At 69.7% G+C, this 15802-nt stretch carries 12 protein-coding genes; 2 read left to right on the top strand and 10 right to left on the bottom strand.

Annotation, left to right across the window (positions count from 1 at the left end; all coding sequences use genetic code 11):
- Positions 1 to 136: 136 nt before the first annotated feature.
- On the top strand, positions 137 to 454 hold the full coding sequence (locus AB7M35_RS20335) for a hypothetical protein (RefSeq protein ID WP_453962279.1): 318 nt from the start codon (positions 137 to 139) through the stop codon (positions 452 to 454).
- A 155-nt stretch (positions 455 to 609) separates the two neighbouring features.
- On the opposite strand, the gene AB7M35_RS20340 is transcribed toward AB7M35_RS20335, so the two are convergent.
- The 9 genes from AB7M35_RS20340 to AB7M35_RS20380 form a co-directional block, all read right to left on the bottom strand.
- On the bottom strand, positions 610 to 1044 hold the full coding sequence (locus AB7M35_RS20340) for a hypothetical protein (protein ID WP_453962282.1): 435 nt from the start codon (positions 1042 to 1044) through the stop codon (positions 610 to 612).
- 110 nt (positions 1045 to 1154) lie between these two features.
- A complete protein-coding gene (locus tag AB7M35_RS20345) occupies positions 1155 to 2759 on the bottom strand; it encodes an FAD-dependent monooxygenase (protein WP_453962283.1) in 1605 nt (534 codons plus the stop codon).
- A complete protein-coding gene (locus AB7M35_RS20350; RefSeq protein WP_453962284.1) occupies positions 2756 to 3775 on the bottom strand; it encodes an amidohydrolase family protein in 1020 nt (339 codons plus the stop codon). Before AB7M35_RS20350 ends, AB7M35_RS20345 begins: the two co-directional genes overlap by 4 nt.
- 46 nt (positions 3776 to 3821) lie before the next feature.
- The gene (locus tag AB7M35_RS20355) at positions 3822 to 4595 is read right to left on the bottom strand and encodes an IclR family transcriptional regulator (protein WP_453962286.1); all 774 of its coding nucleotides are present in this window, start codon (positions 4593 to 4595) and stop codon (positions 3822 to 3824) included.
- Positions 4592 to 6535 carry a TRAP transporter permease gene (locus AB7M35_RS20360; RefSeq protein WP_453962287.1) on the bottom strand — a complete coding sequence of 648 codons (1944 nt, stop codon included), beginning with the start codon at positions 6533 to 6535 and terminating at the stop codon, positions 4592 to 4594. The genes AB7M35_RS20355 and AB7M35_RS20360 overlap by 4 nt, the downstream gene beginning before the upstream one ends.
- Positions 6536 to 6541: 6 nt before the next feature.
- A complete protein-coding gene (locus AB7M35_RS20365) occupies positions 6542 to 7504 on the bottom strand; it encodes a TAXI family TRAP transporter solute-binding subunit (RefSeq protein ID WP_453962288.1) in 963 nt (320 codons plus the stop codon).
- Positions 7505 to 7661: 157 nt separating this feature from the next.
- Positions 7662 to 9071, bottom strand: a complete 1410-nt coding sequence (locus AB7M35_RS20370; RefSeq protein WP_453962289.1) for a glycoside hydrolase family 15 protein — start codon at positions 9069 to 9071, stop codon at positions 7662 to 7664.
- 25 nt (positions 9072 to 9096) lie between these two features.
- Positions 9097 to 10377 carry a glucoamylase family protein gene (locus AB7M35_RS20375; protein WP_453962290.1) on the bottom strand — a complete coding sequence of 427 codons (1281 nt, stop codon included), beginning with the start codon at positions 10375 to 10377 and terminating at the stop codon, positions 9097 to 9099.
- Positions 10374 to 12206 (bottom strand): ABC transporter ATP-binding protein/permease, encoded by a 1833-nt coding sequence (locus tag AB7M35_RS20380; RefSeq protein ID WP_453962291.1) that lies wholly within the window; start codon positions 12204 to 12206, stop codon positions 10374 to 10376. The genes AB7M35_RS20375 and AB7M35_RS20380 overlap by 4 nt, the downstream gene beginning before the upstream one ends.
- Positions 12207 to 12398: 192 nt before the next feature.
- Here AB7M35_RS20380 and AB7M35_RS20385 point away from each other — a divergent pair, with 192 nt between their 5' ends.
- Positions 12399 to 14540: a glycoside hydrolase family 3 N-terminal domain-containing protein gene (locus AB7M35_RS20385; RefSeq protein ID WP_453962292.1), complete on the top strand. Its 2142-nt coding sequence runs from the start codon at positions 12399 to 12401 to the stop codon at positions 14538 to 14540.
- 15 nt (positions 14541 to 14555) lie between these two features.
- Here AB7M35_RS20385 and AB7M35_RS20390 read toward each other — a convergent pair whose 3' ends face one another.
- Complete coding sequence (locus tag AB7M35_RS20390; protein ID WP_453962293.1) at positions 14556 to 15419, bottom strand: creatininase family protein; 864 nt, start codon at positions 15417 to 15419, stop codon at positions 14556 to 14558.
- Positions 15420 to 15802 lie beyond the last annotated feature (383 nt).

Genomic DNA, 15802 nt, shown 5'->3' on the forward strand with positions numbered 1-15802 from the left:
GCGCCGTCGATATGGTCGAAAGACGGCGCGCGTCCACTGAATGATCTTGTTCGGCGCAAATTCGCGACAGAATTCAAGAATACCAAAGAATAATCGAAGAACGAGGCGCTTTGTAAGCCGCCTTTTGGAGGTTTGTATGAAAGTTATCTTGGCTTCCGCCGCTGCTCTGGCGCTGTCGACATCGTTTGGTCTGGCGCAGACGGCCGCGCCACAGGACGGAGCGGCCCGTTCGACCCCGACGTGTCAGCAGGCGCTGCCGCAGATCGAGAGTCTGATCGGCCAGGCGGACAACGCCGGTCTGGAGACGACCACCGCGAAGTCCCACCTCGACCAGGCCCGCGAGGCCAGGAGCGCCGGACAGGAGCAGCAGTGCATCGAGGCGCTGGTGATGGCGCAGAACGACGTGCTGGAGAAAGCCAACAGCCAGCGCCAGACGCCGCCGACCCCCAACTGACCGGTCTCGCCGGTCGAGGCTGCCTCGTTCGGACTGCTTCGGTCTGGACGGGGAGCCTGGCCGGCCTCGGGGCTCCCGGCGGCAATCGGTGCCGGATTCGATGCGGGCCGTCTCCGCGGTGTCAGGCTATGCCCCGGTATATGCGCCGGCCCGCCTCAGCAGGGACCGACGATCCGGCTGACGGAAAGTTGCGGAATGCCGGTCTTCGGGTGCGGGCCGAAGGAGCCCTCGACGACGAGGCACGATCCGTCGCGCCAGGCGGCGTCGACCGCTGCGCGGTCGGCCGGCGATCCGAGCAGGTTGGGCAGGTCGACCGATCCGTCCTCGTCGGCGAACAGCAGCGTGTGACGGATCTTGGCGGGGGTCTCGTCCTTGCCGTGCGGGATCCAGATCCCGCGGCGCGGGCAGGGCGATGACGCGCACTCGATGCCGGTCGTGCCCACCGCGTAGCGCGCCGCCTCGCCGTCGGTCTTGTCGGTCGCCTGCGCCGCAAGCGGCACCAGTCCGATCCCCGTCGCCAGAACGGCTGCAAATACGACCGATGTCCGGATCGCCGCCTGGCGATCCGCGCAGGTCCCCCACCCACTCATGATCTCACCCTTGTCTCCGTCAGCAGCGCGTCGTCGCCGCAGCAGCGTAGCCGGCTTCGACCGGAATCCGCTGCGGCGACGACAACCTAGAGCCTTTACCGGCCGGGTGGCTACCCCGTCGGTGCTGCGCCGCACACCCTGAGCATCAGGCCGGCCGGGTCGGCGGGGGCCGCGTTGCCGGCCCACGCGACGAACTCGTCGGGTCGCACCAGCACGAGCTTCGCCTCGTACCGGTCTGGCTCGCCCCCCGCTACGTCACGGACCACCTTCAGCGGAACGCCGGCGGCACGCGCGGCCGACTCCATCGAGGCGACCGACGCATCGTCGGCTCCGAAGGCGAGCAGCGTGAAGCCGTCGCCCAGTGCCTCCGAAACGTTGCCTCCGGTGGACAGCGCGGCCGGGGCCAGATGATGGCCTGGCCGCGCGGTGAAGGTGTGCTTGCCCACTGACGAGGTGTCGTCGCCGTCCGCCCCTGTGACCACGGGAGAGGCGCCGTAGTGGGGTTCGAACGCGTTCACCTCGCTCTGGGCGCCCGAGCCGCGCTTGGTCCACTCCCGCTCGAAGGCCTCCCGGTCGACCGCCGGATCGTAGGTGTCCAGGAAGTCGCGGTCCGTGAAGATGGCCTTCTCGATGAAGTCACCCGCGGTGGACGCAAACGTCGGCCGCCGCTCCAGGTCGTAGGAACCGAGCAGCGCGTCGCCGCCCCATCCCTGCAGCACGGCGGCCAGCTTCCAGCCGAGGTTGCGCGCGTCTTCCAGTCCGGAGTTCACGCCGTAGCCGCCATAGGGCGGGTGGCTGTGGGCCGCGTCGCCGGCCACGAAGATGCGGCCGTTGCGGTAGCTGTCCGCCAGCGAGAAGCGCAGGTCCCAGAAGCCAATGTGGTCGTACTCGACAGCAAACTCCGCCCCCGCCGCCCGGTGCAGATAGGCGGTGAAGTCGAAGTTGTCCTTGGTGGTGTCGGCAGGCACCGGCGCGTGGAAGAACCACGTGGTCCCCAGGTCCACCCGGCCGAAGAACAGCCAGTAGCCCTTCAGGTCCGGGTGCAGGACGTTGTAGAACGACTTGCCCGGATAGCGCTTCAGGAGCTCGTGCAGCTCTGTCGAGCGGAACACCAGCAGCACCATCAGCCGGTCGTGGTCCGACCGGGTCTGGGTGATGCCGCCGGTTTCCCGCACCACCGACTTGGCGCCGTCGCAGCCGACCGCATAGCGGGCGCGGATGGTCCGCGTCCCGTCGCCCTGGCGCTCGGTCAGCGACACCTCGACGCCGTCGGCGTCCTGGCGCACGTCGTCGGCCCGGTAGCCGTAGATGACCTCGACGCTCGGTAGTTCCGCCACCCGTTTCCGGAGCACCGCCTCGGTCTGGTACTGGGGCAGGCGCTCGTTGTCGGCGTGGTAGAACGGCCGCACCAGCTCCCGCTGCAGCCAGTCGTGGGTGTAGTCGGAGATCAGCGTGCGGTAGGTGGTCAGTCCGCCGATCCCGTAGTCGGACCGCACGGTGCGTGCGGCCCTGACTTCGTCCTCGATGCCCCAGGCCTGGAAATGCTCCATGGTCCGTTGGGTCAGGTTCTGTCCCTTCGGCACCGGCTGCAGCTCGGGGTAGCGCTCCACCACGATGGTGCGAACGCCCCGCTGGCCGAGGTCGATGGCGAGCCCGATTCCCACCGGGCCGCCTCCGACGATGACGACGTCTGCGTCGAACGTCTCCGTGCTCACGCCGGCGCCTTCAGACCGAGGAGCCGTACGGCGTTGTCCTGGTAGATCTTCCGCTTCAGCGCTTCGTCTTCCAGGCTGTCGATGATGGCGATGGTCTGGCGGATGTAGAGCGGGCCGCCTTCCGGATCGAACGGCGCGTCGGAGGCGAACAGCACGTGCTCGTCGCCGAAGAACTCGACCGCATGTTCGATGGCCTTCTTGGAGCCGAACGTCGCCGTGTCGGCGTAGAAGTCCTTGAAGTACTCGAGGTGCGGCCGTTCCAGCGTCTTCAGCACGGCGCCGAGGTCACGGTCGGTCGTGCGCTTGCCCATCTGGTCCCAGCCGGCGCCGACACGGCCCTCGAAGAACGGGATCATGCCGCCGGCATGGTGGGTGATCAGCTTCAGGCCCGGGCAGCGGTCGAACAGACCCGAGAACACCATCCGCGCCATCGCCGCGGAGGTCTCGTAGGGCCAGCCGAACGTCCACCAGATTTCGTATTCCGAGCGGTCCTCGGTCTTGTAGTCCGGGAAATCCTGGGCGCGCAGCGGATGCATCCACACCGGCTTCCCGACCTCGGCCATGTAGGCGAAGAACGGCTCGAACTCCGGCAGGTCGAGCGGCTTGCCGTTGACGTTGGTGTAGATCTGCATGCCGACGGCGCCGAGATCCTCGACGGCGCGGCGGCACTCGTCGACGCAGGCCTGGCCGCTGGTCAGCGAGGCGGTGCCGATGAAGCCCGGGAAGCGGTCCGGATGATCGCGGCAGAGCTCGGCCATGGAATCGGAGCCGATCTTGGTCAGCTCGAGTGCCTTCGCCGGGTCGGCGATCGCCTCGGGGGCGGGGGCGGCCAGCGACAGGATCTGCTGGTAGTCCTCGCCGAACATGTCCATCACCTCGAAGCGGCGGTCGAGGTTGGTCATCATCGGGACGCGGCCGGAACGGGCGGTGATCGCCTGCATCTCGCCGGTCGCCTTGATCAGCTCGTCGAAATAGCGCTTCGGCCAGATGTGGTTGTAGACGTCGATCTTCTTCACGCGATGGGTCCTTCTTACTCGGAAAGGGATGAGGAGGGGAAAGGGTCTATTCGGCCGCCTCGAGGTGGCGGCGGGAGGCGAGCCGGGCGCCGATGCGGGCCGCGGTCAGGGCGATCTCGCGTCCCATGGCGGCGGGCTCGTGCGGGGCGAACTGGCGGTCGGAGAGCGTCAGGCACAGGCTGCCGATAGGCGTCGGCCCGGCCCCGAAGATCGGTGCCGCCGTGCCCACCACGCCGGGCTGCACCTCGCCGCGCGAGACGATGTAGCCGTCCTTGCGGATGGCCCGGTAGCGCGCCAACACGGCCTCCAGGTCTGCGCCGAAGCCGATCTGCCGGTAGTCGTCGAGGCGCGGCTCGATCAGCGGCAGGAGTTGGCGACGGGGCAGGTGGGCGAGGATCACGTGGGAGGTGGCGCCGCGCCCGACCGGCATCGGCCGGCCGCGCGGAAAGCTCGACACCACGTCCTCCGACAGGCTCACGGAATTGATGCAGAGCACGCGGTCGCGGTACCAGCGCGAGACGAACGCGGTGCCGGGAAAGCGGGTGGCCAGCGCCTGGATCTCGGCGTCGCTTTCCGGCACCAGCGGGTCGGCGCGGCGCAGCAGGTAGTCGAGCTCCACCACCCGCGGCCCCACCGTGTAGGTCGACTGGTCGACGCTGGCGATCAGGCCGGCGCCCTTCAGCGTCTTCAGGTAGCGGTAGAGCGTCGGGCGCGAGTAGCCGAGCTGGGCGGCGAGCTCCGCCGGCGTCCATTCCGGACGGGCCTCGTCGAACAGGCCGAGGATGTCGAGCATCCGCTCCAGGCTGCTGCTTTCGCTCATCCGGCCGCCTCCGGCGCCGACCGGACCCGCGCGCCGTAAAGCGAGAACGCCATCAGCGCGAGGCCGATCACGACGCCGACGATGTCGGTGTAGAGCGCCCCGTCGAACGCGCCGGACGGCACCAGCGCCAGCAGGCCGGACGCGGCGAACAGCAGCCGCATGCCGGCCGACAGCCGCGCCATGAAGTAGCCGGCCAGCGCCGCCGAGACCAGCCAGACGCCGAGCGCGGCGGTGACCACGGCGAGCACGACTTCGGCCGGGCTGCCGATCAGGATCAGGGCGGGCGAGAAGACGAACAGGAACGGCACCACGTAGGCCGCCCAGCCGAATTTCACCGCCGCGACGCCCGTGCGCATCGGATCGGCCTCGGCGATGGACGCCGCTGCGAACGCGGCGAGCGCGATCGGCGGCGTGATCATCGACATCATGCCGAAGTAGAGCACGAACAGGTGCGCCGCGATCGGCTCGATGCCCACCTCGACCATCGCCGGGGCCACCAGCGCCGCCAGCAGCACGTAGACGCCCAGCGTCGGCAGGCCCATCCCCAGCACGATGCAGATGAGCGCCGAGAGCACCAGCAGCAGGATCGCGCTGCCGCCGCCGATCTGGACCAGCCCGTAGGTCAGGTTGAACGACAGCCCGGAGATGTTGAGGACGCCGATCACCATGCCGGCCGCGGCCGAGATGACGATGATCTCCACAACGCTCTCGCCGGTGGTGACGAACGCCCGGGCAATGGCGCCGATGGAGGCCCGCGACCCGTCGTAGCCGAACAGGAACGCGGTCAGGATCACCGCGCCTGAGCCGAGGATTGCCGCCCGCTCGGGCTGCCAGTTCATGCCGAAGAGGGCGTAGATCAGAAGCGCGAACGCGAAGGCAAAGTGCAGGCCGCCGATCACGGTGCGCCGTGTCGGCATCTCGTCGTCGGGGGCTGCCTCGATGCCCAGACGCGCGGCTTCCAGGTCGGCCTGGATGAACAGCGCGCCGTAATAGAGCAGCGCCGGGATCAGCGCGGCGAGCACGACGTCGGAGTAGGGGATCTGCAGGAACTCGGCCATCAGGAAGGCCGCAGCGCCCATCACCGGTGGCATCAACTGGCCGCCGGTGGAGGCGACTGACTCGATGGCGGCGGCCTTGTGGCCGGGATAGCCGCTGCGTTTGATCATCGGGATGGTGACGACGCCGGTGGCCACGACGTTGGCGACGGCCGAGCCCGAAATCGACCCGAACAGCGCCGACGCGGCGACGGCGATCTTCATCGGTCCGCCGCGCAGCTTGCCCATCGACAGCAGCGCGGCATCGGTGAAGAAGCGCGAGCCGCCGGTCACGTTCAGCAGGCTGCCGAAGAAGATGAACGCGGTGACGACGGTCGCCGCGACGGCGATCGGGATGCCGAGGATGCCGTTGGAATCGTAGCCCATGTATCCCGACAGCTTCTGCCAGTCGGAGGCGCGCCCGGCGAGCCGCCCCGGCAGGGCGTCGCCCCACAGCGCGTAGGCCAGGAAGACCGCGATGATGATGACCAGCGCCCAGCCGGTGGTGCGGCGCACGGCCTCCAGCGACAGCAGGATGAGGATGGCGCCGGGCACGTAGGCCTCCGGCGGCCGGAAGAAGATCTGGTTGACGATCTGCGGGTAGACGACCGCGACGTAGAGGCCGGCGCCGAGGCCCAGGAGCGCCAGCAGCGCGTCATACCAGGCCAGGCCACCGGTGCGCTTCTGGCGCTTCGGGGTCGTCAGGAGAATGGCGAGCGACAGCGCCAGCGCCAGGATCAGCGCCAGGAACTGCTGCGGATAGAATGACATGCCGACCATGCGCGGCACGCCCAGCGACCAGGCGCCGGCGATCAGCGTGACGGCGGCGGCGAGGGCCGTGGCGACCGGTCGCCACAGTCCAAACGGGAGCCCGGAATCGGGCTCCCGAACCAGGGTTTCGGACATCCGGTGCTACTCTTTCCAGATGCCGACTTCTTTGTAGAACTTGATCGCGCCCGGATGGTACTGGCCCGGCGCAACGTCGCCGACCATGTGCTTGGCCGGGTCGAACCGCTTGAACGGCGGGAACGTCTCGCCGAGCAGCTTCTGGCTCTCGTAGATCGCCTTGGTCATCTTGTAGACGGCGTCGTCGGAGACTTCCGCGTTGGTGAAGATCGCCTGCGGGTACTCCATGTAGGTGCCCGGCTCGAGCACGCCCGGATAGGCCGGTCCGGGATTGATGGTCACGATGCTGGCGGTCTTCCAGTGCTTGCGGATCTCCGCCAGCGCTTCCGGCGTGTCGGGGACCGTCAGCGCCCGGATGCCGCCGACCGAGGCGTCGGCCTCGCGCACCTTGCCGGCGCCGTGGGAGAAGATGAAGCCGACCGCGTCACCCGCCATGAAGGCGTCGGCACCGCCGACCACGCTCGGCACCTGCACCGGCTGTACGTCGTCCCGGGTCATGCCGGCGGTCGCGTACATGGCGTCCAGGTGCGGCAGGATGGTATTCTGGGCGGTGTAGCCGTCGACCATCGGCTTGCCCTTGAGGTCGGCGATCGTCTTGATGTCGGAGTCCTTGCGGACGAAGATCGCTTCCTCGAGCGGCATGATCAGCCCGACGATGCGCAGGTCGGGATTGGCGCGGCCGTTGAACCACTCCGTGCCCTGGTAGGCGTAGAGGAATTCCTCCAGGTTGCAGACGCCGAACTCCATCTCGTTGGCGCCCACCAGAGGCAGGTACTGGTTCGGGCTGGTGGCCGGCTGGATGGTGGTGTTGAGGCCCGCCTCGTTGGCGGCCTTGGCCACGGCGGAGCCGATGCCGTGGTAGAGCGACCCCGGATTGGAGGTCGCCATGCCCACCGTCTGGGCGCTGGCCGCGCCGGTGAACGCCAGTCCGGCCGACAGGGCGACGGACGCAATTATCCTGTTGATCATGTTGGTGTTTCCTCCCGTGTGCGTCGGTTCGTGCCGACGATCTCGTGGTTTGGCAGTGAGTCACTTTATCACAGTGTGAGATTTCGGCCAGAGTTTGGCAACGATTTTCCGTCGGCGAGGCGCAGCATCGCGCGTTGCACGACGGTTGCCTTGGATCTCAGGAACTCTCCCGGGCGCGCCTTCGCCAGGCCGCAGCGGTCAGAAAGGCCGCATGGCTCCACGCGAGGTCCTTCGCCGAGGCCGGCCGTCCGTCGGTGCGGTCGAACTGTTCCGCCAGCGCCCCGTCGGCCGGCGCAAACGCCCTTGCCGTTGCAAGGAAGGCATCGCCCCGCGCCAGGAAGGCGGCGGCCAGGGCGGCCGGGTCTTCATCGCATCCACCGTCCGCCGCGACGGAGGCCGGCCGTCCCAACACGCCCGCGACGAAGCCCCGGTTCGCCTGGATCACCTCCAGCCGGGCGCCGGTGCGAATCGTAGCCGCGATCCGGAAGTGGAACTCGGCCGCGGCGAAGGTCGAGAAATAGAACGCGCCGCCGGACACGTAGACGTCGCCAGGATAGCGGCCCATGGCCGGGGCGACGGCGCCCGGTCCGGTGCGGTTGATGGCGTAGGTGGCCGCGAAATGCGCCTCCAGCCGGGCGAGCGTGCCGTGCATGGCGGGATCGAGCAGCGAGGCCGGCCCCTCCGTGCGCCCGGCGTGGAGCACGCCCAGCACGGTCGCGATGTCCAGCGCCTTTTCCTCGCTGATGCCGCGGCCCGGCAGGCGCCCGCGCAGCCACTCGCCACCGTCGGCGCGATAGGCCGGCAGCCGCGCCTCCACGGTGGCCGCCGCGGCCGCGCAGCGCGCCGCCAGCGGTCCATCGTCCAGGCGCGTCGGACCCTCCGCCAGGGCGGCCGCGATGACGAGGTCGTTGTAGAGATGGCGCCCGAACTCCTCCTCCCAGATGTCGAAGCTCTCCTCGGCCGCGCCGTCCGCCAGCAGCGCGAGGTCGGACGCGATCAGCCGCCGCATGGCAGGCCGGTCGTCGGGATCGGCGCCGTCCCACCAGCGCGACAGGGCGAGCACGCGCAGCGCCGGCCCGTCCCACTGGGGCCGACTCCAGCGGGTCACGTCGAGCCGCCCGTCCGCCTCGACGCGGGCCTCCAGCACCACGGTCCGGCCGTCGACGGCATCGAGTTCGGTGCGTGGCCGCAGATAGCGCCGGAACGCGGGCTCCACGTCGGGCGGCAGCGCCGTCGTCCGTCCGTCAATCCCGGAAAGGTCGGTGTTGAAGCGCACGAAGGCCGAGACGGCGGTCCTGGCGGCCGTGAGCGCGCCGGTGTCCTCGGCGTCGATCCGGAGCGCCTCCATCACCGTCGCGGAATCCCGGAACCAGTGGAAGAAGTAGTCCGGGTCCGGGTCGTAGTGGGCGGAGAGGGGGCAGGCGAGCACGGAGCCCGGCTTCGGCCGGACCGCGAACCCGAAGCCGACGCGTTCGTGGACCAGATCGGTGCGCGAGAGCGCCGCGGCCATCCGCATCCGCGACGCTTCCGTCTGGCGGTCGATCCAGGCGTCGAGGCCGTCGTCCATGCTCGGGTCTCCTCCGTCCGGCCCGTCAGGCGCCCGGCGCGAGATGCGGGCTCCGGAAGCCGAGGCGGCCGAGCCCGGCGCGCACGTCGGGATCGGCCATCAACAGCCGCCACAGCAGGCCGCTCCGATGGTTCTCGATCATCGCCACGATCGGTCCCTGGTCGATGGCGAGATAGGTGTCGGCCACCCAGCCCCGATCCTCGCAGAAGGCGTCGACGAAGCCGTAGCGGCCCCAGGTCTCGGGCTTCTCGCGCAGGAAATGCCGCGCGGCCTTCATCCCCAGGTCCGGGGTGTACGGCATGCTCGACAGCGCCGCTGTCGGCGAGATGGTGCCCGTGTCGACGTCTGGCGCATGCGCGACATATCCGTCCGGGTCGTCGCTCGCCGTCAGCCCCCAGCACGCGTCGCTGTAGCCCTTGTGGCCGCCCGGGTTCTCCCGGCACCATGCGTGATTGATGCGGGTGTGGGCGACGTTCTCGGCGAAGTAGTCGGCATGGCGGTCGGCGAGCCCGTGCGGGTCGAGGCCGCAGAAGGAATAGTGGGCGAAGAACAGCGGCCCGCCATAGGATGGGCCCAGCGGCAGTTCGATGTCGAAGTAGGTCTGTCCGTTCCGGAAGGCGGGGCCGCTCGCGAAGCCCTGGTGATAGGCCTCCGGCGGGATGGGATGGGTGGGCGAGGCGGCGGCCAGCACGTAGGCGATCAGGCATTCGTTCCAGCCGCGGATCTCGTGGCGGATCTGAAATCCGTGGTTCGGGCTCCAGTGCCAAAGCAGCACGTTGCCGCCGTCGAGGTGCCAGTCCCACTCGACCGCCTCCCAGATCGCGGTGATGCGCGCGCGCAGGCGCACCTCGGCAGCATCAGCCCGGTCGAAGTAGGCGCGCGCGATCAGCAGGCCCTGCACCAGCAGCGCCGTCTCGACCAGATCGCCGCCGTCGTCGAGCTCGGAGAAGGGGATCGTCGCGCCGCTCCGCCCATGCATGAAATGCGGATACATGCCGTGGTGGCGGGTGCCTCGTTCCAGCGCCTCCAGCATCGTCGACAGCCGGTCGCGCGCCTGGTCGCGGCTGATCCAGCCGCGTTCCGCGGCAACGACGATCGCCATGGCGGCAAAGCCGGAGCCGCCGATGGCGACGAGATCGTCGTCGGCGTCCGGCTCGCGGCTGTTGCGGCAACGGTCCCGGGCAAGCCCGCTCGACGACTCCGCGCCCTCCCAGAAGAAGCCGAAGGTCGCCCGCTGGATGGCGTCCAGCAGCGCCTCGTCGGGCAGGGCCGGATCGGGGCGAGGGGTGGTCGCGGTTCCGCTCATCGGGCGGCCGCGATCGCGCCGCCTTTCGGCGCGGCCTTGGCGAGCGTTTCCGGGCTGGTGGAGAAGCGCTTGCCGGCCGGGTCGTGGACCAGCCGAAGGGTGCGCTGGAAGAAGCCCTCCGCGTCGGTGCGTCCGATGTTGAGGATGCCGGCGTCGGGCAGGTCGGACTGGATCGCGTCGAGGATCTGCTTGCTGCCGCGCTCCTGCAGGCCGCCGAGCGCCTGGTCGATGACGATCCATTTCGGCCGGTGCAGCAGCATTCTCGCAAACGCGATGCATTGCAGCTCCTCGTGGGGCAGCTCCCGGTCCCAGCGCGACCGTCGGTCGAGCTGGGAGGCCATCCGCTCCAGCCCCACCTTCTCGAGCGCGGCCGCCATCTTGGCGTCGTCGTAGGCGCTCGTCGCCGCCGGATAGGCGAGGACGGCACGCAGGGTGTCGGGCGGCATGTAGGGATGGCGCGGCATGAAGGCGATCTCGTCGCCGGCCGGCAGCGCGATCTGGCCGGAGCCGATCGGCCACAGCCCTGCCAGCGCGCGGAACAGGAAATGACCGCCGAAACCGGAGTCGCCGGTCACCTGGACATGGTCGCCCGGCCGCAACTCCAGGCGGGGCGGATCGAGCATGATGGCGCCGGCGGGCGTCGCCACCTTCAGGTTCTCGATCACCATCATCGGCTGCTCGGTGACGACGAACTGGATCCGCTCCACGTCGGCCGTCTCGACCACGTCCATGGTCATCACCGCCTCGCGGAACACGGCGACGCGGCCGAAGGTCGCCCGCCAGTCGGCGATGGTGGAGAAGTTGTCGACCGACCAGCGCAGCGCCTGCTGCACCTGGTTGAAGGCGCCCACCACCATCATCAGCTGGCCGAACGACAGGTCGCCGCCGAAGTAGCCCGGCGCGGCCACCAGGATCGGCGCGATCAGCGTGAACCAGCCGTAGCCGGCGGTGACCCAGGTCAGGTTGGTCTGCGCCGTCACGATCCGCCGCATCATCCGCAGCACGTCGGCGAGCTCGCTGTTGAGGCGAACCCGCTCGTCGCTCTCGCCGCGCGACAGCGTCACGTCGTCGATGTTCTCGTTGAGGCGCACCAGCCCGAACCGCAGTTCCGCCTCCTGGGCGTAGCGCTCGGCGTTGAGCGAAAACAGCGGCCGGCCGACGAGGTAGCTCACCAGCGAGGCGGTGCCGGCATAGAACAGCGCGCACCAGACCATGTAGCCGGGGACGCCGAACGTCTCGCCGCGCACGGTGAACATGACGTCGGCCGAGAGCACCCACAGCACCCCGATGAAGCTCAGCAGCAGGATCGTCGCCTGGAACAGGCCGACACCGAGGTCCGTCGACAGCTCCGTCAGGTGCCGCGCGTCCTCGTGGATGCGCTGGTCGGGATTCTCGCCGATCCGTCCGGCGCCGGACAGGCGGAAGGCGCGACCGGGCTTCAGCCACTGGTCGAGCAGTTCGTGGACGAGGCCCTCGCGCAGCTTCAGCTTCATCATCTGGTTCAGCCAGTTCTGCGACACGTTGAGCACCAGCAGCGCGCTTACGATCACCGCGAACACGATCAGCTGCTGCAGGAACTCGCTGAGGTCGCGGCGCTGCAGGGCGTCGTAGAAGGGCTGGTTCCAGGCGTTGAGCCGAACCTGGCCGTAGGCCGTCAACAGGACCACGCCGACCAGCCCGCCGGTGATCCACAGCACGCTGTTACGCGTCGGCGAGGCGCGGAACGAGGTGTACATCGACCGGACCAGCGCCATGACGCCAGGCAGGGCGGGTTCGGGTTCGCCGTCGTGCGATGGGGGCTGCTCCAGGCTGGCGGGGGCGTCTGTCATCGATCCGGGTTCCGACGTGTCGTGGTTGCGCAAGCGGGATCGGGAAAAACGGGGGGCACCGGCTTTCCGCCTGCATTCCGCTCCAACGTGTCGCGATCTAGACCCGAGCGGCCGATGGCTCGCAAGCGGTTTGACACCGGCCCCGGCGCGGCCGAAGGCTTGGCGTGCCGAGTGGCTTCCCGGGAGTGAAACGTGGCCCGCATCGACGCGCTGATGTCCGAGATGACGCTGACCGAGAAGATCGGCCAGCTGGTGATGGTGACGGCGGGCACTCCCGTGACCGGCCCGGTCGCCGCCGGCGATCCGACCTCGGGCGTGCGCGACGGGCGCATCGGCAGCCTGCTCAATCTTTGGGGCGCCGACGAGACGGCCGCCATGCAGAGAATCGCCGTCGAGGAAAGCCGTCTCGGCATCCCGCTGTTCTTCGGCTTCGACGTCGTCCACGGCCATCGCACGGTGTTTCCGATCCCGCTTGGCGAGGCGGCTGCGTTCGACCCGGACCTGTGGGAGGCGACCGCCCGCACCGCCGCCGAGGAGGCGGCCGCCGACGGAATCGATCTCACCTTCGCGCCGATGATCGACGTGGCGCGCGACCCCCGCTGGGGGCGGATCGCCGAAGGGCCGGGCGAGGATCCGCTGGTCGCCTCCCGCATGGCCGTTGCCAAGGTGCGCGGCTTCCAGGGGGCCGCGCTTGCCGATCCGCGCAGCATCGCCGCGACGGCCAAGCACTTCGCCGCCTACGGCGCTCCCGCCGCCGGCCGCGACTATGCTTCCGTCGACATCTCCGAGCGCACCCTGCGCGACGTCTACCTGCCGCCGTTCGCGGCGGCCGTCCGGGCCGGCGCCGCCGCGATCATGCCGGCCTTCAACGACATCGCCGGCATGCCCATGACCGCCCACGTGCCGCTGCTGCGCGACTGGCTGCGCGGCGAGCTCGGCTTCGAGGGCGTGCTGATCAGCGACTACAACGCCATCGCCGAACTCCTGAACCATGGCATTGCGGCGGACCTTGCCGAGGCGGCGGCGCTCGCCCTCGCCGCAGGCGTCGACATCGACATGATGAGCCCGGCCTTCGAGCAGGGCCTGCCGGAGGCATTGGAGCGCGGCCTCGCCGCCCTCGCCGACATCGACGCCGCCGTCCGCCGGGTGCTGACGCTGAAGGAACGGCTCGGCCTGTTCGAGGCTCCGACCGGCCGCCAGCAGGCCGCCGGGGCCGGCGTCGCCTCGGCGCGCCGGGAGCGCGCCCGCGAGGCGGCCCGCCGCTCCATCGTGCTGTTGAAGAACGACGGCGGCGTGCTGCCGGTGCCGCCCGGCTTAACCCGGATCGTGGTCGCAGGGCCGCTGGCCGAGGCGCGCGCCGAGATGGTCGGCCCCTGGTGGGGTGCCGGCGACCGAGCCACCCCCGTCACCATCGTCGAGGGCCTGCGCGCGGCGCTGCCGCAGGCGCGCATCGACACCGTCGCGACCGACACGGACGCGATCGCGAATTTCACCTCCCTCGACCTCCAGGCGGCCGACCTCGTGGTGCTCTGCCTCGGCGAGACGGCAGCGATGAGCGGCGAGGCGGCCAGCCGCGCCGACCCCGGCATTCCCGAAGCCCAACGGGCGTTGGCCGAGGCGGTGCTCGCCTCTGGGCGGCCGGTGGTGGTGCTGCTCTCCTCCGGCCGGCCGCTGATTGCGCCATGGCTGTTCGAACGGGCGCCCTGCGTGCTGGCGACGTGGTTCCTCGGCCATCAGGCGGGCCACGCCATCGCCGATGTCCTCACCGGCCACGCCGACGCGACGGGTCGGCTGCCGGTGACGTGGCCACGCGCGGTCGGCCAGATCCCGATCCATGCCGGCGAACGCCCCTCGGGCCGGCCCTTCAACGCCGACGACCATTACACCAGCAAGTATCTGGATCTCCCGGTGACGCCGCAGTTCGCCTTCGGCCACGGCCTGTCGTTCGCGGCGATCGAGATCGCCGCGGTCGAGGTGGGAGACCCGGGACGTGCCGGCGGCGACTCCTGGACCTTCCGGCCGGGGGAGGCGGTCGACATCCTGGTGCGGCTGGAAAACCGCGGCGCGCGCGGCGGCGAGGAGACGGTGTTCGTGTTCCTGCGCGATCCGGTTGCGAGCGTCGCGCGGCCGTTGCTGGAGCTGAAGGATTTCGCCAGGATCGGGCTGGCGCCGGGAGATCGCGGCGTCCTGCGCTTCCGGCTGGAGGCCGACGCCTTCGCCTTCCTGGGCCAGGACCTCACGCCACGGACCGAGCCGGGCTCCTTCGAGATCGCGGTCGGTCGTTCGGCCGATCCGGCCAGCCTCCACCGCACCAGGATCGAGCTGATCGGGTAGGGCGTTGTAGGCGGACTACCGCGTCCCGGCGAGCCGCGCCTTGATCGCCTCGGCGATGGCGCGGGCGTCGCGGATCAGATCGGCCCGGCCGCGCGTGGCGTCGGCAGAGGCGGGATCGCCCAGATAGCCGTCGGGCGTCACCCGCCTGGCGTGGTCGTGGCCCTTGCGCCATTCGGCGAGGTCGTCGGCCGTCAGGTTGGTCGGCGGCAGCGCCGCGATCTTCTCGTCGCGCACGACCTCCGGGTTGAGCGCCAGCATCAGGGAGGTTTCCCAGTCGCCGGCATGGACGTCGGCGTACGGGCCGGCTGGTGCGGGCGCCGGCTCGGGCAGGGTCGCCAGCGCGTGCGGGTCCCCGGGATCCGCCCCGATGCGCGCGAACAGGCCGGGGTCGGCGACGAACGCGGCCTGGATGCCGTCGGCGCGGGAGCTCCTGGTCACCCCCTCCAGCACCGCCTTGTTGTGCAGGGCGTCGCCATGACCGGAAACGCAGAAGAGGCGGCGGATTCCATCGCCGCCGAGGCTGTCGATCACGTCGCACATGAGCCCGACCATGATCTCCGGCCGCACCCGGAAGGACGCCGGGAAGCTCGCCGAGACGTGATTCACGCCCCAGTAGAACGGCGGCACGATCAGCGCCTCGATCCCGTCCGCGGCGAGCAGGGCCTTCACCAGGCGCAGCCGGGCGGAGGGGATGTAGATGTCGGTGCCGGTCGGCAGATGCGGGCCGTGCTGCTCGACGACGCCGAAGGCCCACAGCGCGATGGCGCCGCGCCCGATCGCGTCCACCACCTCGCCGGAGGTCATTTCGGCGATGGTGTCCTTCAGGATCGGCTCGCCGGGTGCGAATGACGGATCGATGGCGGAGGAAGGGTCGGACATGGAGAAGGTCTCTGAAGGATGCCTGGTCGGCTCGAGCGGACCTCGAACGTGATCCGCTCGGTGAAATCGCGATCCGTGCGAGTCTCGCACCGGCTCGGCCGCTCGGGAGACGGAAAAGGTCTGGGCGCTCGCCCGCAACGGTGTGGCGACCGTGCCCAGAAATCCATATTTTCACAAGCCGGAAGGCGAATTCTGCACGGTTTGCGTGTAGAAAAATGTCGTTCTTTGCGCCAAAATCGATATCTTGGAGGCTGGACGGCCGGAGCCGGTCCGATTTTCGGGGTTCACCGCCGCGCCGGGGCGCCATCGGCCGGCGTCCTTATGGGCATTCTGGAGCAATACCGATTCTTGCAGTATGGTCCGGCCGATGGTGGCCGGATCGA

The organism is Amorphus suaedae, assembly GCF_053629675.1.

Bases quoted from the DNA above. Each gene is read 5' to 3' on its own strand.
- AB7M35_RS20340 (WP_453962282.1), bottom strand. From the start codon at position 1,044: ATGAGTGGGTGGGGGACCTGCGCGGATCGCCAGGCGGCGATCCGGACA.
- AB7M35_RS20390 (WP_453962293.1), bottom strand. From the start codon at position 15,419: ATGTCCGACCCTTCCTCCGCCATCGATCCGTCATTCGCACCCGGCGAG.
- AB7M35_RS20360 (WP_453962287.1), bottom strand. From the start codon at position 6,535: ATGTCCGAAACCCTGGTTCGGGAGCCCGATTCCGGGCTCCCGTTTGGA.
- AB7M35_RS20355 (WP_453962286.1), bottom strand. From the start codon at position 4,595: ATGAGCGAAAGCAGCAGCCTGGAGCGGATGCTCGACATCCTCGGCCTG.
- AB7M35_RS20380 (WP_453962291.1), bottom strand. From the start codon at position 12,206: ATGACAGACGCCCCCGCCAGCCTGGAGCAGCCCCCATCGCACGACGGC.
- AB7M35_RS20335 (WP_453962279.1), top strand. From the start codon at position 137: ATGAAAGTTATCTTGGCTTCCGCCGCTGCTCTGGCGCTGTCGACATCG.
- AB7M35_RS20365 (WP_453962288.1), bottom strand. From the start codon at position 7,504: ATGATCAACAGGATAATTGCGTCCGTCGCCCTGTCGGCCGGACTGGCG.
- AB7M35_RS20375 (WP_453962290.1), bottom strand. From the start codon at position 10,377: ATGAGCGGAACCGCGACCACCCCTCGCCCCGATCCGGCCCTGCCCGAC.
- AB7M35_RS20370 (WP_453962289.1), bottom strand. From the start codon at position 9,071: ATGGACGACGGCCTCGACGCCTGGATCGACCGCCAGACGGAAGCGTCG.